The sequence below is a fragment of the Aurantimonas sp. A2-1-M11 genome, assembly GCF_036549475.1.
GTDB lineage: Bacteria > Pseudomonadota > Alphaproteobacteria > Rhizobiales > Rhizobiaceae > Aurantimonas.
Window position 1 is genome coordinate 54316 of sequence record NZ_JAZHLI010000003.1, and the last position, 18457, is coordinate 72772.

Sequence of the window (18457 nt, forward strand, 5' to 3'; positions counted from 1 at the left end):
CCTTGTCCTGTTCTTATTGGCGTCGGCTGGGACCGGTTGGTGCCGGTCGGTCCGCGCATTGTCTCGCACCCGTTGGTCGGGCGATACGGCTTCGTCGATCTGACAGGTCTCGCCGCCGGACCTGTCCGTCTATGCTCGCCCGCGATCAACGCCGGCGAAACCCGATGTTTTGCCGCAAGGAAAGCTCCCTTCGGACATGACACCGGCATGGGCTGGACATCAAGCATGTGCAGGCCTCCCTGCCGACATTTATGTCGGCGTGGCGACGAGCAACAGAGGTTGGAAAGCGCGGATCAGAAGAATTCGAGGCTGACCCGGAAGAGCTGCTCCACATGGCGCACCGCACCGGCAGCAGCAAAGATCACGACACGGTCTTTGGCCTTAATCTTGGTCTGGCCGCTGGGCTGCACGAACTGGCCGTCGCGATAGATCGCGCCGACGCGCAGGTCGGGTGGCAAATCCAGCTCGCGCAGCGGCGTGCCGACCAGCGGCGAGGTTTCGAGCGCTTCGGCCTCGATCGCTTCCGCCAGGCCGTTCTGGATGGAGTGAACAGCCCGGATCCGGCCGCGACGCACATGCTGAAGGACCCGCGAGATCGTCACCGAGCGCGGGTTGATGAAGGCGTCGATGCCCAGCGTGCGGGTGAAGGTCTGGTAGTCGGGGTCGTTGAGAAGCGCCAGATTCCCCTTGCAGCCCAGCCGCTTGGCCATGACGCTGGACAGGATGTTGACCTTGTCGTCGTTGGTCAGCGCGACCAGGAGGTCGGCCTCGGCGATGTCGGCCTCGTTGAGGATGGTCTGGTCGAGCCCGCTGCCATGCAGGACGATCGTCCGCTTCAGGCTGTCGGCGATCGTCACCGCCCGCTCGTGCTTGGTCTCCAGCACGCGGATCTTGGCGCCCAGATTGCGCTTTTCCATCTCATGGGCGACGTAGAAGCCGATATTGCCGCCGCCGACGATCACGATGCGACCGGCCTCGGGCTCCTCGTGGCCGAACAGGCCGAGGGTGCGCTTCACATGGCTGCGCTCGGCGACGACATAGGCGATGTCGCCCGCCACCATCTGGTCCGAGGACGTCGGCACGAAGAGCTGGTCGCTGCGCAGGATGCCGACCACCGTCGCCTTCAGATCCGGGAAGAGCTCGGTGAGCTGGGCGAGCGGCGTATCGACCACCGGGCAGTCGTCCCGGCATTCGATCGCCACCATGGCGATCGTGTCGTTGGCGAAACGCACGACGTCCATCGCGCCGGGCAGCGCAATGCGGCGCAGCGCCATCTCGCCGACCTCGACCTCGGGCGAGATGATGACGTCGATCGGCATGTTGTCGGTGGAGAACAGGTTCTGCCAGTGGGACTTCAGATAGCTCTGCGAGCGGATGCGCGCGATCTTGGTCGGCACGTTGAACAGCGAATGGGCCACCTGGCAGGCGACCATGTTGACCTCGTCATGCAGGGTCACGGCGATGATCATGTCCGCCTGCTCGGCCCCGGCCTCGGCCAGAACATCCGGATGGGCGCCATGGCCGACGAAGCCGCGCGCGTCCAGATTGTCGCGAATCGCCTGGACCAGCGACCGCGACGTGTCGATCACCGAGACGTCGTTGCGCTCGGACGCCAGCCGTTCGGCAATGCCGTATCCGACCTGGCCTGCACCACAGATCACGACTCTCATCGGTTCCGCCCTTCAAACGCCGCACCGCTCACGAGCCGCGTTCCTAATGCTTCGCGCGCAAGAGCGCAAAGCCTCGCCGCGCCCGGGCTGCCGCGACAGGCGAGCGGGTCCTTAGCGGGCACGCAGGTTGATGCCGTTGCCGCTCAGATGCCAAGCGATTTCAGCTTGCGATGGAGGGCCGAGCGCTCCATGCCGACGAATTCCGCGGTTCGCGAGATATTGCCGCCGAAGCGGTTGATCTGCGCGACGAGATATTCCTTCTCGAAAACCTCGCGCGCATCGCGCAAAGGCAGGGCCAGGATCTGGCCGTCCGACTGGCTCGGCGTCTGTGGCAGCATCTCGCCGACCTCGCGCGGCAGCATGTCGGCCGAGATGGTCGTCTCGGCATCGCCCTCGCGCGACAGGATCATCAGCCGCTCGACATTGTTGCGCAGCTGCCGGACATTGCCCGGCCATTCGCTGGATTGCAGCACGGCCATCGCCTCGGGGCTGATCGCCCGCGGCTTGATGCCCGTCTGCTCGCTGATCTGCTTCATGAAGGCCTCGATCAGCGTCGGAATGTCCTGGCGCCTGTCGGCGAGCGGCGGTACCTGCACGGGCACCACGGCAAGACGGTGATACAGATCCTCGCGGAAGGCGCCTTCGGCGATCATGGATTCCAGGTTCTGCGCCGTGGATGAGATGATGCGCACATCGACCTTGACCCGCTTCGACCCGCCGACCCGCTCGAAGGTCTGTTCGGTCAGGACACGCAGGATCTTGTTCTGGGTCTCGCGCGGCATGTCCCCGACCTCGTCGAGGAACAGGATGCCGCCATGGGCCTCCTCGAGCGCGCCGACCTTGCGCTCGACGCCGGGTGGCGCCTCGGTGCCGAAGAGCTCGACCTCCATGCGGTCGGGCGTGATCGCCGCCGCGTTCAGGGCCACGAAGGGTCCGTTCGCGCGGCTGGAGCCCGCATGGATCGCGCGTGCGACCATCTCCTTGCCGGAGCCCGACGCGCCGAGGATCATCACCCGGCTGTTGGTCGGCGCGACGCGCTCGATCAGCGTGCGCAACTGGTTCATCGGATGTGACTTGCCGATCAGCTCGGCGAAGTCTGACGACCGCCGGCGCAGTTCGGACACCTCGCGCTTGAGCTTGGAATTCTCCAGCGCGCGTTCGGCGACGAGGATCAGGCGGTCGGCCTTGAACGGCTTTTCGATATAGTCGTAGGCGCCGCGCCGGATGGCCGAGACCGCGGTCTCGATGTTGCCGTGGCCCGAGATCATGACCACAGGCACCTCCGGATGCTGCGCCTTGATGGCGTCGAGCAGGTCGAGGCCGTCCAGCCGGCTGCCCTGCAGCCAGATGTCCAGGAAGACGAGCCGGGGAACACGCTCGGCGATCGACTGCAAGGCGGCGTCGGAGCCCCCTGCGGTTCGCGTCTCGTGTCCCTCGTCCTCGAGGATCCCCGCCACCAGTTCACGGATGTCGGCTTCGTCGTCGACGACCAGAATGTCCGATGCCATCGATCTCACCAATCCTTTCTCATGTCCCGTCAGTCTCCCCCGCCTCGGCGGTCGCAAAGCCTTCTGCCGGCAGGGTGATGCGCACCAGCGCCCCGTGCGGCTGATCGGGAGCGTCGTCGAGTTCGATCGTTCCGCCGTGTTCCTCGATGATCTTGCGCACGATCGCGAGGCCCAGTCCCGTCCCCTTCTCGCGCGTTGTCATGTAGGGCTCCAGCAGCCGATCTCGATCCTCCTGGGGAAAGCCCCGGCCGTTGTCGCTGATCTCGACCAGATGCCATTGCGCGCCCGGCACGGCCCGGATCCGGATCTGGCCATCGGCGATCTCCGAATTTTCCAGCGATTCCACAGCGTTCTTCACCAGATTCCCGAAGGCCTGGGAGAGCAAACGGATATCGAACGAGCCCAGCAACGGTTCGTCGGATATGTCTGCCACGAATGAAATGCCGTGATCTCCCATCTCACGCATGAACACTGCTTCACGCAACGCTTCACGCAGGTCCTTCGGTTCCAACCGCGGCTTCGGCATCCGCGCGAAGGTCGAGAATTCGTCGACCATCCGGCCGATGTCTGAGACCTGACGCACGATGGTCTCGATGCAGCGATCGAACACCTCGCGGTCGTCCTCGACGCGCTTGCCGTAGCGCCGCCGGATGCGCTCGGCCGAGAGCTGGATCGGCGTCAGCGGGTTCTTGATCTCGTGGGCGATGCGCCGCGCCACGTCGGCCCATGCGGAAGACCGTTGCGCATCAACGAGGTCGGTGATGTCGTCGATGGTCACGACGCTGGAGCGCGCGCCCTCGCTCTCCTCGGAGGAGGTGATCCGGATTGCCAGCGTGCGCTCGCGATCTCGGATGCGCAGCTTCACCTGTTCCTGGAACTCGGGCCGCGAGGAGACGGTGGCGGCCTCGAAAACCTTGCCGATGGCCGGGAAGACCGCGACCAGCGGGCGGCCGACGATCTCTTGCGCATCGACATGCAGAATCCGCTCGGCCGACGGGTTGAGCATCGAGACCGATCCGTCACGCTCGACCCCGATCACGCCGACGGTCACGCCGGACAGCACCGCCTCTGTGAAGCGCCGGCGCTCGTCGATGACGTCCTTGGCGTGGACCAGCTCCGAGCGCTGGCTGCGCAGTTGGAGGATCATGTTGTTGAAGGTGTTGGAGAGCGACCCGACATCGCCGTCGGATGCGCGCACCGGCACCGAGACGGCGAGATTGCCGCCGGAGACCTCGTCAGCCGCTCCCATCAGCAGCCGGATCGGCCGGACCAGCCGGTCGGCGACGCCGATCCCCGTCCAGATCGCCGACAGCAGCACGATCAGCATGATGCCCAGATAGAGCAGCGCGAAGGCCACCTGCAGGCCGAAGCGATTGGCCTGCAGGCTGGAATACTCGGCCGAACGCTCCTCCATCAGACGCAGCGCGTCCAGCACCTCCGGATCGACGGCACGCACGGTGTAGAGATAGCTCTCGGGCAATTGCCGCAGCTTGATGATCGCACCGACGAGATTGGTGACGCCCGGCGGAATGAACACCAGATTGCCGTCCTCGGCCCGCTCAAGGGCATCGGCGGGCGGCACCGGCAAGGGACGCTCCACGTCCACCTCGGCCCGCAGGAACGGCGTGCCGTCGCTTCGCAGGATCTGTGCCCCGAGCAACGAGCGCCCCTTGGCCTGATCGGTCATCAGGTTCTGGAAACCGTTGCGGTCGAGGTCGAAGAGCCGTCGCTGCTGGTCCAGATCGTAGGCCATCGACAGGGTCGAGCCCTGCAGGTTGCGGGCGTTCTCGTTGACATAGGCACGGGCGACGCTGATCGACGATTCCACGATCGTGCGGGTGCGGATCTCGAACCAGCGGTCCAGACCCAGATCGAGCGTGACGCCGGCGACGATCGCCACGAGGAGCGCCGGCAGCGCCGCGACGATCGAGAACAGAACGACGATGCGCACATGCAGGCGGGAGGCCGCCCTGCCCTGTCGCCGCGCCCGGACCATGCGCAGCACCTCGCGCCCGATCAGGACGCATAGCAGCGCCACGAAAGCGCCGTTCACGATGGTCGCGATGGTGACGATCGTGTCTGTCGGCGGGATCGGCGTCAGCCCCATCAGGACGACGAAGGAAATCGCGCCGGTGACCAGCGCGCCCACGACCGCGATCAGGCCAGGCACCAGCATGAAGCGGCGCCGTTCCATCAGGAACGGCACCTCGCGTTCGCTCTGGTGTGGGGTCAGGGTCATGGATCGCAGCAATCGAACATCACGTGGCCACAATGCAACGGATTGTGGCCATAGTGCAACGAGGCTGCAAATTCATCGCTCAGCGGATCGAACGGATCACCGAAATGTCGAGGTCGCGGATCTTCTTGCGCAGCGTGTTGCGGTTGACGCCGAGAAGATCGGCGGCCTTCACCTGGTTGCCGCGGGTGGCTGCCAGTGCCGCCGCGATCAGCGGATATTCCACCTCGCGCAGGATCCGGCCGTGCAGCCCCGGCGGCGGCAGATCGTCCCCGAAGGACGCGAAATAGTCCGACAGATAGCGTTCGACCGCGGCGCTGAGGTCGATGGGCTTGCCGCCGTCTGCCTCGAGGCCCGGCGCGCGCGCCACGTCGTTGGACAATTCGTGTTCGACGAGTTCGGCCGAGATCTCGTCCTGGGGATAGAGCGCCGACAGGCGGCGAACGAGGTTTTCCAGTTCGCGCACATTGCCCGGCCAGGGATAGCGGCGCATCACGTCGAGCGCACCCTGGCTCAGCATCTTGCGCGGCAGTCCCTGCTTCTCCGCTTCGGTGAAGAAGTGCCGGGCCAGATCGGCCAGATCCTCGATGCGCTCGCGCAACGGCGGCAGGCGCAGGGGCACGACGTTCAGCCGATAGAACAGATCCTCGCGGAACATGCCGCGGGCGATGAGCTGACGCAGATCCTTGTTCGTCGCCGCCACGATCCGCACGTCGGTGGCGATCGGCGTGCGTCCGCCGACGACCGTGTATTCGCCCTGCTGCAGGACGCGCAGCAGCCGGGTCTGGGCCTCCATCGGCATGTCGCCGATCTCGTCGAGAAACAGCGTGCCGCCTTCGGCCTGTTCGAAGCGGCCACTGGTGCGCGCCTGGGCGCCGGTGAAGGCGCCCTTCTCATGGCCGAACAGCTCCGATTCGATCAGCTCGCGCGGGATCGCCGCCATGTTGATGGCCACGAACGGCCCTTTGCGCCGGCGCCCGTAATCGTGCAGCGCCCGCGCGACCAGTTCCTTGCCGGTGCCCGACTCGCCGGTGATCGTCACCGTCAGGTCGGTCTGCATCATGCGGGCGAGCGCCCGGTAGATGTCCTGCATCGCCGGCGAGCGGCCGACCAGCGGCATGGAATCGTGCAGATCGTCCGCCGCGTCCTGGCGACGGCTGTCCTTCGGCTCCGACAGGGCGCGCCGGACGATGGCGACGAGCTCGGTCAGGTCGAAGGGCTTGGGAATGTAGTCGTAGGCGCCCTTCTCCGACGCCTTGATGGCGGTCATGAAGGTGTTCTGCGCACTCATCACGATGACCGGCAGGTCGGGACGCGAGTTCTTGATCTTCGGCAGGGTGTCGAAGGCATTGCCGTCGGGCATCAGCACGTCGGTGATGACCAGATCGCCCTCACCCGCCGCGATCCAGCGCCACAACGTGGCGATGTTCGAGGTGACCCGCACTTCGAAGCCGGCCCGCATCAGCGCCTGGGAGACGACCGTCCGGATCGCGGAATCATCGTCGGCAACGAGAATCTGCATGCTCATTCCAAATCCTCAGACTTCCGTGGCCGTGGGGGTCTCGTGCGACACCGGCTCCACCATCTCGCGCCAGGCCGGCATGAGGATGCGGAACGACGTGTGGCCTTCATGGGATTCACATTCGATGACGCCGCCATGGTCGCCGACGATCTTCGCGACGAGGGCCAGGCCGAGCCCCGAGCCGCTGGGCTTGGTCGTCACGAAGGGGTCGAAGATGTTCTCGCGTATGTCGTCGGGAATGCCGTCGCCATTGTCCTCGACGGTGAATTCCAGCGGCAGCGTCACGCGATCGCGGGTCCCGGGCACCGACAGCCGGACACCCGGCTTGAACGCGGTGATCAGGCGGATTTCGCCATTCTCCCGGTCGCCCACCGCCTCGGCGGCGTTCTTCACCAGATTGAGGAAGATCTGCACGAGCTGGTCGCGATTGGCGAAGACGGGCGGCAGGGACGGATCGTAGAGCTCGGTGATCTTGATCCGCCGGGCGACGCCCGAGCGCGCCAGCGTCTTCACGTGTTCTAGCACCGAATGGATGTTCACGGCCGACCGCTCGATCGGCCGCTGGTCGGAAAACACTTCCATCCGGTCGACGAGCTTGACGATCCGGTCGCTCTCTTCCTGGATCAGGCGCGTGAGGCTGCGATCCTCGTCGCTTGCGGAGGTCGCCAGCAGCTGGGCGGCGCCCTTGATCCCGGACAGCGGATTGCGAATCTCGTGGGCCAGCATCGCGGCAAGCCCGGTCACCGACCTTGCGGCCGAGCGATGGGTCAGCTGCCGGTCCATCTTCTCGGCGATCGAGCGCAGCTGGATCATCACCACGACGAGGTCGGGATCGTCCGGCAGGTTCGACACATACAGATCGACCAGGCGTTCACCGCCGAGCCGCGGCGACGACACGTCCACGCGGTACTCGCTGATCCGCCCCTGCTGCTCGCGCACCTGATCGATCAGGGCGAAGAGCGGGCTGTCGGCCGGTACGAAATCCTGCAGCCGCCGCTTGGCGAGATACGCCATTCCGGCGGAGAAGAACTGCTCGGCATCGGAATTGGCGAAGCGGAACCGGCCGCTGCGGTCGATGACGACCACCGGATGCGGCAGGGCGTTGAGGATCCCCGTCTGTGTGGTCGCAAGATCCGGGGGGATCGCTTGATCGTTCATGGCTCAGGCTGCTTCCTGCAGGGAGGGCGATGCGAGGTTCGGCTCGACGTCCAGAAGGCGCGTATCGGCGAGAAGCCGCCGCAAGAGGGTGAGAACCGTCTTCGGGTCCTGACCCGACATCACCGCCAGCCGGTCTGCCTTGGGCACGGGGCCGAAGGCATGGGCAAAGCGGTCGAGATACCAGCCCAGATGCTTGCGGGCGTGGCGGACGCCGGTGCGGCTGCCGTAATGGTCAAGCATTGCCTCGTAATGTTCGGCGACGAAATCGCCCAGCGATTGCCGTGCGAGATGGTCGGCCCCGATTGCGCCGGCCATCAGTCCCGGCAGCCAGGGGCGGCCCTGCGCCCCGCGGCCTATCATCACCGCGTCGGCGCCGCTCTGGGACAGCATCGATGCCAGCTGCCCGCCCGCGACGAGGTCGCCATTGGCGACGAGCGGCACCGAGACCGCCTCCCGAACGGCGGCGATCGCCTGCCAGTCGGCCTCGCCCTCGTAGAAGTCGCTGCGCGTGCGCCCGTGCACCGTGATCATGGCGACACCCGCCGCCTGCGCCGCCGCCGCTAGCTCGGGAGCGTTCATTGACTGACGATCCCAGCCGAGCCGCATCTTCAGCGTGACCGGCACGCTGCCGGCGCCGGCCACCGTCGCCTCGACGATCCGCAGCGCCAGTTCCGGTTCGCGCATGAGCGCCGAGCCGGACAGGCCGCCAACCACCTTCTTGGCCGGGCACCCCATGTTGATGTCGATGACGTCCGTGCCCGAATCTGCCAGTTGCGCGGCGGCCCGCCCCATCCAGGCCGGATCGCGACCGGCCAGTTGCACGACGTGCAGGCCGGGGCCATCCCGCATGGCTCGCAAGGCGCTCTCGTCGCAGCCTTTCACGAACTCGCCGCTGGCGACCATCTCCGACACGACCATGCCGGCGCCGAATCGCCGCGCGAGGCGGCGGAACGGCACGTCGGAAATCCCCGACAGCGGTGCGAGCAGCACATGATTGCCCAGAACGTGGTTCCCCAAGCGCAGCGGCGTGCGAACAACGGGAAGGGCCGGAGCGCGATCGCCCAATGTTTGAGCGCTTGCGGGATGTGTCGTTTCTTGCATCATTTCGCTGTAACTTATCCGGGCATGCACAAAAGACAAGCATGTGCCTTGCATAGCTGCTTCCCTCTATGGTTCACGCAGGCGATGGAAACGTGACGGGAACGGGCTATGAAGCGGAGCGTGGCTGCGGTCATCGTGGCGGCAGGGCGCGGCGAACGGGCGGGTCTGTCCAGCCAGGGCCCCAAACAGTACCGTTTGCTCGCCGGACGGGCCGTCATCGCGCATACGATCCGCATCTTCCTGCAGCATCCCGCCATCGACCGGGTCGTCCTCGTCATCCACAGGGATGATCGTGAACTTCTGAGCGCAGCACTCGGCAAGGACCTCGATCAGGTCCAGATCACCCTCGGAGGCGCGACTCGCCAGGATTCGGTCCGCCGCGGTCTCGCGGGCCTCGCCGATGCCGCCCCCGACCTCGTGCTGATTCACGATGCCGTCCGCCCCTTTGCCGATGCGGCCCTGATCGACCGCACCCTGGCGGCCATCGACGATGCAGCAGGCGCGATCCCCGCCATCGCAGTTCCCGATACGCTGAAGAAGGCCGGCCCCGACGGGCAGATCGAAGCGACGGTCGACCGCCGCGCGCTCCATGCCGCGCAGACGCCGCAGGGCTTTCCCTTCATCGCGATCCTCGATGCCCATGAGGCGGCCGCCGCGTCCGGACGCGATGACTTCACCGACGACTCCTCGATTGCCGAATGGGCGGGGCTTGCCGTGCGCCTGGTCGAGGGTCTCGCGGAGAACGTGAAACTGACGACGGCTCGTGATATCGCGCTGGCGGACGAGCGGATGCGGGGAATGCGACCGATGATCGATGTCAGGACAGGCAATGGCTACGACGTGCACCGTCTCGTCGCCGGCGACCACGTCACCCTGTGCGGCATCGCCATTCCCCACGACCAGGCGCTGGACGGCCATTCCGATGCCGATGTCGGCCTGCACGCCCTCACCGATGCGCTGCTGGCGACCTGCGGAGCCGGCGACATCGGGGATCATTTCCCACCGAGCGACCCGCAATGGCGCGGCGCGCCGTCCCGCATCTTCGTGGAGAAAGCGGTCGAGATCGTGCGCGCCAGGGGCGGACGGATCATGAATGCCGACATTTCGCTGATCTGCGAGGCGCCGAAGATCGCCCCGCATCGCGCCGCCATGCGCGCAGCGATCGCCGACATGATCGGGCTCGACGCCGCACGGGTGTCGGTCAAGGCGACGACCAACGAGACCATCGGCTTTGTCGGCCGCCGCGAGGGCATCGCCGCGATCGCGACGGCGAGCGTGTCCTATGGAGAGGGCTTGTGAGCGCAGGGGCAGCGGCGATCGCAGACAGGGCCCGGGCGGTGATCACCGCCTATGCCGAGGCGCAGCTCACCGTCGCGACCGCCGAATCGTGCACCGGCGGCATGATCGCGGCGGCGCTGACGGACATCGCCGGCTCGTCCGCCGTGTTCGACCGGGGCTATGTCACCTATTCCAATGCCGCCAAGATCGACATGATCGGAGTGGATGCGGCGACGCTCGCCGCCCACGGGGCGGTGTCCGAAGCGGTTGCACGGCAGATGGCCGAAGGGGCTCGCGATGCCTCCTGGGCCAGCGTCGCCGTCTCCGTGACAGGGATTGCCGGGCCGGGCGGCGGAAGCCCCGACAAGCCGGTCGGACTGGTCCATTTCGCTTGTGCCGGGCCGCATCCCACACGTCACAGGGAATGCCGCTTCGGGCCGCTGAGCCGGGCAGAGATCCGTACTGCCAGCGTTCAGGTGGCTCTGGACATGCTGCTCGACGCGTTGCGCGTTCAACCCGCCGTCTGAGCGTTCCCTGCCGCGTCGCCGTAGATCACGTCGGCCCGCGCCTCGAAGGCCTCGGCAAAACGGCGGAAGGCGTAGTCGAACATCGACCCCATCAGAAGCCCCAGGGTGCGGCTCTTGAACTCGTATTCGATGTCGAACTTCACGTCGCAGGCCGCGTCGCCCGCGGGCACGAAGTCCCAGCGATTGTCCAGATAGCGGAACGGTCCCTCGACATATTTGACGTCGATCCGGCGTTCCTCGGGCTTCAGCATGACCTTTGTGGAGAAGGTCTCGCGAACCATCTTGTAGGCGACGGTCATGTCGGCAACGAGCAGCGTCTTGCCATCCCGTTCCCGGCGCGACCGGACGATCAGCTGCTGGCACAGCGGCAGGAATTCCGGGTATCGCTCGACATCGGCGACAAGCGCGAACATCTCGTCGGCGGAGTGGTGCACACGGCGCGTGGTCTGGAAATGAGCCATGGGAAACGCTGTCAGGCGGCCGTGCGGCGGGCCAGTCGAGCCGCCTTCAGCCGTTCGAAATCCTCGCCGGCATGATGCGAGGAACGCGTCAGCGGGCTGGACGAGACCACGAGGAAGCCCTTGGCCAAGGCCACGGTCTCGAAAGACTGGAACTCCTCCGGCGTTACGAAACGCAACACCGCATGGTGCTTCTTGGTCGGCTGCAGGTACTGGCCGATGGTCAGGAAGTCGACATCAGCGGTACGCAGATCGTCCATGAGCTGCAGCACCTCGTTCCGCTCCTCGCCCAGCCCGACCATGATGCCGGATTTGGTGAAGATCGTCGGATCAAGTTCCTTCACCCGCTGCAGAAGCCGGATCGAGTGGAAGTACCGGGCGCCCGGGCGCACCGTGAGGTACTTCGACGGCACCGTTTCGAGATTGTGGTTGAAGACGTCCGGCTTGGCCGCAACGACCGTTTCCAGCGCCTCCGGCTTGCGCAGGAAGTCCGGCGTCAGGATTTCAACCGTGGTGCCAGGCGCTGCCGCGCGGATGGCCCGAATGGTCTCGACGAAATGCTGGGCGCCACCATCGGCCAGGTCGTCGCGGTCGACGGAGGTGATGACCACATGGTTGAGGCCCATTGCCGCCACGGCGCGGCCAACGCTCGCCGGCTCGCTCGGGTCGAGCGGATTGGGCATGCCCGTCGCCACGTTGCAGAAGGCGCAGGCGCGGGTGCAGATCCCGCCCATGATCATGAAGGTCGCGTGCTTCTTCTCCCAGCAACCCCCGATATTGGGGCAGCCGGCCTCTTCGCACACGGTGATGAGGTTGTTGGTGCGCGCGATCTCGCGCGTCTCCTGATAGCCCTTCGAGACCGGCGCCTTGACGCGCAGCCAGTCCGGCTTGCGCAGGCTCGTCGCCTGGTCCGGACGGTGGGCTTTTTCGGGATGCCGCGGTCGAGGCTTGGCCTCGACCGCAAGACGGTTATCGAGCACGGTGACCATGGGCTTCAATTAAGCTCCCGAGCGCGGCAGTGCAATCGTTGCGGCGCGGTCATCGTGCATGACCGGTGCCTAGCGCCGGAACAACCGGACGATGAATATCAGCAGGCAGGCGCCCACGAACCCGACGATCAGATATTCCCAAGAGAAGGTGGCGCTCGCACCAGAGCCTAGCCCGGTCAACCGGAGGATGAGGCTCAGGACGATGGCGCCCACAACGCCGAGAATGATGTTCATGAGAACGCCCATGTCGCTCTTCATGACTTTTTCTGCCAGCCAGCCTGCAATGCCACCGACGATGATGGCTGCGAGAAAACTTCCGATCATGCGCTGAAACTCCGTTTCGCGTTTGGTATGGTCGGCTGATAGCTAGCGCAGGCACCCGACAGGCAAGAGCTTGCCCGTGCGATTCTACGTGTGGATGACGCGTCCATAGGCATCCAGAACGCTCTCGTGCATCGTTTCCGAGAGGGTGGGATGCGGGAACACGGTGTGCATGAGTTCGGCCTCGGTCGTCTCCAGCCCCATCGCGATGACGAACCCCTGGATCAGCTCCGTGACTTCCGCCCCGACCATATGCGCGCCGAGCAGCTCGCCCGTCTTGGCGTCGAACACGGTCTTGACCAGACCCTCCGGCTCGCCGAGCGCGATGGCCTTGCCATTGCCCTTGAAGTTGAAGCGGCCGACCTTGACTTCGCGCCCGGCCTCCTTGGCCTTCGCCTCCGTCAGGCCGACGCTGGCGACCTGCGGCTGGCAGTAGGTGCAGCCGGGGATCTCGGTCTTCTTCATCGGATGGACATCGAGGCCCTTGATCTTCTCGACGCAGATCGAGCCCTCGTGCTCGGCCTTGTGGGCGAGCATCGGGGGTCCGGCCACATCGCCGATGGCATAGATGCCCTCGACATTGGTGCGGCCGTAGCCGTCGACCTTGACGATCCCGCGCTCGATTGCGACGCCGGCCTCCTCGAGACCCAGCCCTTCGGTGTTGCCCTGGACGCCGACCGCAGAGATCAGCCGTTCGGCCGTCAACGTCTGGGACTTGCCATCCTTGGTCTCGACGGTGACGGTGACCCCGTCGCCCCCCTTCTCGACCTTGGCGACCTTGGCGTCGGTGAGGATCTTCAGGCCCTGCTTCTCGAACTGCTTGCGCGCGACCGCGGCGATCTCGGCATCTTCCACCGGCATGATCTGCGGCAGCAGCTCGACCACCGTCACCTCGGCGCCCATGGTGCGATAGAAAGAGGCGAACTCGATGCCGATCGCGCCGGAGCCCATGACGATGAGGCTCTTCGGCATCGCCTTCGGCTTCATCGCCTCGAAATAGGTCCAGATGCGGTCGCCGTCCGGCTCGATGCCCGGCAACACCCGGGGGCGCGCGCCAGTTGCGACGATGACGTACTTGGCCTTGTAGCTGCCCTCCCCGAGCACACCCTTCGGCACCGGGTTCTGCGGCTCGACCACCGGCTTCTTCATCTTGCCGACGGACACCTCGACCGGACCGCCCTTGCCGGCCTTGGTGATCTTCGCCTCGCCCCAGATGACGTCGATCTTGTTCTTCTTCATCAGGTAGCCGACGCCGCCATTGAGCTGCGCCGAGACGCCGCGCGAGCGCTTGACCACCGCCTCCATGTCGAATTCGGGCTTGGCGATCGTCAGGCCGTAGGCCGCGGCATTCTCTGCGTAGTGGAAAATTTCGGCCGAGCGCAGCAGCGCCTTGGTCGGGATGCAGCCCCAGTTGAGGCAGATGCCGCCGAGATGCTCGCGCTCCACCACGGCGGTCTTGAAGCCGAGCTGGGCGGCGCGGATCGCCGCGACATAGCCGCCGGGCCCGCCGCCGATGATGAGGATGTCGTAGGTGTCAGCCATGGGGGATCTCCTGGGACGCCGAAACTTCGTTGGCCGGGGAAGCGACTGCGGAGCCGCCCCGCCTTCCGGCCACAACAGGTGCGTAGGCCGCCGTCTGCCGAGCGCCGGACGCGGGGCAGCACGGCGACCGGATCATGCCGTATCGCCGAGCAACGCCTCGACCGGCGCGATCAGCGCCTCGCCGAGCGCCCGCGTGTGCTCCGCCGACAGGTGGATGCCGTCGAGCGGGGTGGTCTCGCAGACTTCCGAGGCGTCGAAAATCGCGCAGCCGTATTCCTCCGCGACCTTGGTGCAAGCGGAGCGGAAATGCTGCGATTCCTCGACCGCGTGCCCGAAGAGCAGCGCGAAATCCGGCTCGGTGGTCGTGGTGAACATGGGCGGCGCCACGATCAGGATCTTCGGCGCCGCGTAGCCCCGCTGGTAGGGATAGGTCAGGATGATCTCGACCAGCCGCTCCAGCCCCTGGCGGGACTCGAACACGCGGCCACCGCCGGTGTGGCGCTTGAGATCGTTGGTGCCGAGCATCAGGATGACGAGGTCGAGCGGCTGGTGGGCGCCAAGAGCGGTCGGCAGCGTCTTCGCCCCGTTCCGCTCGGCCATCACCATCTGGTCGTCGAAGACCGTCGTCCGCCCGTTCAGCGCATCGGTGATGACCACCACGTCGTCGCCCAGCGCCCTGGCCAGGACATTCGGCCAGCGGCTGTCGAAGTCATGGCGCTGGCCCGTTTCCGAATTGTAGCCCCAGGTGAGCGAGTCGCCAAAGCACAGGACGGTCTTCATCGCCCTACACCAGCATCGACATCGGGTTTTCGATCAGCTGCTTGAACGCCACCGCCAGTTCCGCGCCCAGGGCCCCGTCCACGGCCCGGTGGTCGGTCGACAGGGTCACGCTCATCACCGTCGCGACGGTCACGGCGCCATTCTTGACCACCGCGCGCTGCTCGCCGGCACCGACCGCCAGGATCGTGGCATGGGGCGGGTTGATCACGGCGGCGAAGTCCTTGATGCCGAACATGCCAAGATTGGACACGGCGGTGGTGCCGCCCTGGTATTCCTCGGGCTTGAGCTTGCGGGACCGGGCCCGCTTGGCGAGGTCCTTCATCTCGTTCGAGATCGCCGACAGGGTCTTCTCCTCGGCGCGGCGGATGATCGGCGTGATCAGGCCACCCTCGATCGACACCGCAACGCCGACATCGGCGTGCTTGTGCTGGAGCATCGCCGATTCGGTCCAGGACACGTTGGCGGAAGGTACCGCCTTCAGCGCCAGCGCCATGGCCTTGATGATCATGTCGTTGACCGACAGCTTGTAGGCCGGCTTGTCGCCCGCGTCGGTCTTGATCATCGGCGACGCCTCGTTGAGCTGCTTGCGCAGCGCCAGGAGCGCGTCGAGCTCGCAATCGAGCGTCAGGTAGAAATGCGGGATCGTCGACTTGGCCTCGACGAGACGCTTGGCGATGGTCTTGCGCATCCCGTCATGCGGGATCTTTTCGTAGGAGCCTTCCTGGAACAGCTTCAGGATCGACTCGTCGCTCGCCGCCTTGGCCATCGGCGCAGCGGCAGCCGGTGCCGCCTCGCCCTTCGCGGCCGGCGCGTCAGCGCCCTTGCGCGCGCTGCCGGTGGCCTGCGCGCTCTCGATGTCGGCTTTCACGATGCGGCCATGCGGGCCGGAGCCCTTGACGGCACTCAGCTCGACGCCGGCGTCCCTGGCCAGACGGCGTGCGAGCGGCGAGGCGAACAGCCGTTCCCCCGTATCGCTCTTGGCCGGTGCGGAGCCTGCGCTCGCCGCATCGGATGCGGGGCGGCTGTCGCCGCGCTGGGATGCATCCTTCGCGTCGGCTTCGGAAACGGTCACCGCGGCGTCGACCTTGGGATCGGCGACCATCACGCCATCCTTGCCATCGGAGGCCTTGTCCGTTCCGCCGCCCTTGGCGGCGTCCTCGACGCTTTCGCCCTCGGCCGCCAGGATGGCGATGACGTCGTTGACCTTCACCCCCTCGGTGCCGGCGGCGACGACGATCTTGGCGACCTTGCCCTCGTCCACGGCCTCCACTTCCATGGTCGCCTTGTCGGTCTCGATCTCGGCGATGATGTCGCCGGCCGAGACCGTGTCGCCTTCGGCCACCAGCCACTTGGCGAGGTTGCCCTCCTCCATCGTCGGCGAGAGCGCGGGCATCGTCACATTGATGGGCATCCGGAACGTCTCCTCAATGGCCCTTGCGCCGGGCGTCATGTTCGCGTGCGTGGTCGGTCAGCCTCGACAGGTGATGCGACCAGCCATTCCTGTGGTCGAGCAGCAGCGCCGCGCGATCCGCTTCCGGCGCAGCCTGCCAGCCCTGATGTTCGATCGTCACCCGCGTGCCGTCACGCAGGGGCTCCAGCGACACCGACACGACCGTGTCGAACGTCCATTCGTCGTCGGCCCAGACCATCACCAGGCCGCGCGGCGGGTGAAAGGCGGTGACCTGCGCCCGGGTTACGTGCTCGACGCCGTCGGCATCGGTCCATGGCTCGACGAAGCGGCCGTCGAGCTTCGGCTCGAACTCCAGACTGTCGCGCCACCAGGAGCGGAAGCAGGCGGGCTCGGTCAGGCACTCCCAGACCGCGTCGGGCGAGGCGTCGACATCCTGGACCAGGACGACACCGCCTTCGTCATTCGCCGCCCGCGCCGTGCCGCTCGCCATGGTGTCAGTCCCGATAGGTCACGGCCTTGACCGCATCGATCACTTCCTTGACCGACGGCAGCGCCAGCTTTTCCAGATTGGCCGCATAGGGCATCGGGACATCCTTGCCGCAGACCTTGAGGACCGGTGCATCCAGATAATCGAAGGCGCGGACCATCAGCTCGGAGGCGATATGTCCGCCGATCGAGCCCTGCGGCCAGCCTTCCTCCACCGTGACGCAGCGATTGGTCTTCTTGACCGACCGCACCACCGTCTCGATGTCCATGGGACGGATGGTCCTCAGATCGATGACCTCGGCGTCGATGCCTTCCGAAGCCAGTTCCTCGGCCGCCTTCACGGCATAGGTCATGCCGATGCCGAAGGACACGATGGTGACGTCCTTGCCCTTGCGGTGGATGCGGGCCTTGCCGATCGGCACGGTCCAGTCGTCGATGGCCGGAACATCGAAGCTCTGGCCGTAGAGGATCTCGTTTTCCAGGAAGACGACCGGATTGGGATCGCGGATCGCCGATTTCAGCAGGCCCTTGGCGTCGGCCGCCGTGTAGGGCTGCACGACCTTCAGGCCGGGAACGTGGCTGTACCAGGCGGCATAGTCCTGGCTGTGCTGGGCGGCCACGCGCGCCGCCGCGCCGTTGGGACCACGGAACACGATCGGGCAGCCCATCTGTCCGCCGGCCATGTACAGCGTCTTGGCCGCCGAATTGATGATCTGGTCGATCGCCTGCATCGCGAAGTTGAAGGTCATGAACTCGACGATCGGCCGCAGGCCGCCGAAGGCCGCGCCGACGCCGAGGCCGGCAAAGCCGTGCTCGGTGATCGGCGTATCGACGATCCGGCGCGCGCCGAACTCGGCAAGCAGCCCCTGCGTGATCTTGTAGGCACCTTCATACTCGGCGACTTCCTCGCCCATGACGAAGACCGTGTCGTCGCGGCGCAGTTCCTCGGCCATGGCGCTGCGCAGCGCTTCGCGGACCGTGGTCGCCACCATCTCGGTGCCGTCCGGGATTTCCTGGCCGAACGCGCCGACATCGTCCTCGGGCTCAGGATGGACCTTGCCCTCGGCCGGAACGCGGCGCGTCTCGATATCACCATTACCAGCGTTGCCGGACGGCGCCGCGGTTTCCGTCTCGGACGGCTGCGGCGCGGTCTTCGCGGCCGAGTCGTCGGCAGATGTCGCAGCTGTTGCCGCGCCCTCTTCCAGCGCGTCCTCGTCCTCGCCCTCGGCGAGAAGCAACGCGATCGGGGTATTGACCCGCACGCCCTCGGTGCCGGCCTGAACCAGGATCTTGCCCAGCTTGCCCTCGTCGACGGCCTCGACTTCCATCGTCGCCTTGTCGGTCTCGATCTCGGCGATCACATCGCCCGGCGCGACGGTGTCGCCTTCCTGCTTGATCCATTTGGAGAGGTTGCCCTCCTCCATGGTCGGGGACAGGGCAGGCATCAGGATTTGAATCGGCATGTCGGTC

At 66.1% G+C, this 18457-nt stretch carries 16 protein-coding genes; 2 read left to right on the forward strand and 14 right to left on the reverse strand.

What is annotated here, in order from left to right; genetic code table 11:
* Positions 1 to 293: 293 nt before the first annotated feature.
* The 6 genes from trkA to dusB form a co-directional block, all read right to left on the reverse strand.
* Complete coding sequence (trkA, locus tag VQ042_RS02105) at positions 294 to 1670, reverse strand: Trk system potassium transporter TrkA (RefSeq protein ID WP_331814942.1); 1377 nt, start codon at positions 1668 to 1670, stop codon at positions 294 to 296.
* 143 nt (positions 1671 to 1813) lie between these two features.
* Complete coding sequence (gene ntrX / locus VQ042_RS02110) at positions 1814 to 3178, reverse strand: nitrogen assimilation response regulator NtrX (RefSeq protein ID WP_331814944.1); 1365 nt, start codon at positions 3176 to 3178, stop codon at positions 1814 to 1816.
* A 19-nt stretch (positions 3179 to 3197) separates the two neighbouring features.
* Positions 3198 to 5417: a sensor histidine kinase NtrY-like gene (locus VQ042_RS02115; RefSeq protein ID WP_331814946.1), complete on the reverse strand. Its 2220-nt coding sequence runs from the start codon at positions 5415 to 5417 to the stop codon at positions 3198 to 3200.
* Between the two features lie 79 nt (positions 5418 to 5496).
* Positions 5497 to 6942: a nitrogen regulation protein NR(I) gene (gene ntrC, locus VQ042_RS02120; RefSeq protein WP_331814948.1), complete on the reverse strand. Its 1446-nt coding sequence runs from the start codon at positions 6940 to 6942 to the stop codon at positions 5497 to 5499.
* Between the two features lie 9 nt (positions 6943 to 6951).
* Positions 6952 to 8094: a two-component system sensor histidine kinase NtrB gene (locus VQ042_RS02125; RefSeq protein WP_331814950.1), complete on the reverse strand. Its 1143-nt coding sequence runs from the start codon at positions 8092 to 8094 to the stop codon at positions 6952 to 6954.
* Positions 8095 to 8097: 3 nt separating this feature from the next.
* Complete coding sequence (dusB, locus tag VQ042_RS02130) at positions 8098 to 9111, reverse strand: tRNA dihydrouridine synthase DusB (RefSeq protein ID WP_331814952.1); 1014 nt, start codon at positions 9109 to 9111, stop codon at positions 8098 to 8100.
* Positions 9112 to 9303: 192 nt separating this feature from the next.
* Here dusB and VQ042_RS02135 point away from each other — a divergent pair, with 192 nt between their 5' ends.
* Together VQ042_RS02135 and VQ042_RS02140 are read left to right on the forward strand one after the other, a co-directional pair.
* A complete protein-coding gene (locus tag VQ042_RS02135; protein WP_331814954.1) occupies positions 9304 to 10494 on the forward strand; it encodes a bifunctional 2-C-methyl-D-erythritol 4-phosphate cytidylyltransferase/2-C-methyl-D-erythritol 2,4-cyclodiphosphate synthase in 1191 nt (396 codons plus the stop codon).
* The gene (locus tag VQ042_RS02140; protein ID WP_331814956.1) at positions 10491 to 11000 is read left to right on the forward strand and encodes a CinA family protein; all 510 of its coding nucleotides are present in this window, start codon (positions 10491 to 10493) and stop codon (positions 10998 to 11000) included. The genes VQ042_RS02135 and VQ042_RS02140 overlap by 4 nt, the downstream gene beginning before the upstream one ends.
* Here VQ042_RS02140 and VQ042_RS02145 read toward each other — a convergent pair.
* The 8 genes from VQ042_RS02145 to VQ042_RS02180 all read right to left on the reverse strand — a co-directional run bounded on the left by VQ042_RS02145 (position 10985) and on the right by VQ042_RS02180 (position 18450).
* On the reverse strand, positions 10985 to 11461 hold the full coding sequence (locus tag VQ042_RS02145; RefSeq protein WP_331814958.1) for a type II toxin-antitoxin system RatA family toxin: 477 nt from the start codon (positions 11459 to 11461) through the stop codon (positions 10985 to 10987). The two genes, VQ042_RS02140 and VQ042_RS02145, sit on opposite strands and share 16 nt — an antisense overlap.
* Before the next feature lie 11 nt (positions 11462 to 11472).
* Positions 11473 to 12447, reverse strand: coding sequence for a lipoyl synthase (gene lipA, locus VQ042_RS02150; RefSeq protein ID WP_331814960.1), 975 nt, complete (start codon positions 12445 to 12447; stop codon positions 11473 to 11475).
* 69 nt (positions 12448 to 12516) lie between these two features.
* Positions 12517 to 12771: a GlsB/YeaQ/YmgE family stress response membrane protein gene (locus VQ042_RS02155; protein ID WP_331814962.1), complete on the reverse strand. Its 255-nt coding sequence runs from the start codon at positions 12769 to 12771 to the stop codon at positions 12517 to 12519.
* Between the two features lie 84 nt (positions 12772 to 12855).
* Positions 12856 to 14310 (reverse strand): dihydrolipoyl dehydrogenase, encoded by a 1455-nt coding sequence (gene lpdA, locus VQ042_RS02160; protein WP_331814964.1) that lies wholly within the window; start codon positions 14308 to 14310, stop codon positions 12856 to 12858.
* 132 nt (positions 14311 to 14442) lie between these two features.
* Positions 14443 to 15090 carry an SGNH/GDSL hydrolase family protein gene (locus tag VQ042_RS02165; RefSeq protein WP_331814966.1) on the reverse strand — a complete coding sequence of 216 codons (648 nt, stop codon included), beginning with the start codon at positions 15088 to 15090 and terminating at the stop codon, positions 14443 to 14445.
* A 4-nt stretch (positions 15091 to 15094) separates the two neighbouring features.
* Positions 15095 to 16501 carry a pyruvate dehydrogenase complex dihydrolipoamide acetyltransferase gene (locus VQ042_RS02170; RefSeq protein ID WP_331814968.1) on the reverse strand — a complete coding sequence of 469 codons (1407 nt, stop codon included), beginning with the start codon at positions 16499 to 16501 and terminating at the stop codon, positions 15095 to 15097.
* Positions 16502 to 16514: 13 nt separating this feature from the next.
* Positions 16515 to 16991 (reverse strand): SRPBCC family protein, encoded by a 477-nt coding sequence (locus VQ042_RS02175; RefSeq protein ID WP_331814970.1) that lies wholly within the window; start codon positions 16989 to 16991, stop codon positions 16515 to 16517.
* Between the two features lie 4 nt (positions 16992 to 16995).
* Positions 16996 to 18450: a pyruvate dehydrogenase complex E1 component subunit beta gene (locus VQ042_RS02180; protein WP_331814972.1), complete on the reverse strand. Its 1455-nt coding sequence runs from the start codon at positions 18448 to 18450 to the stop codon at positions 16996 to 16998.
* Positions 18451 to 18457: the final 7 nt, after the last annotated feature.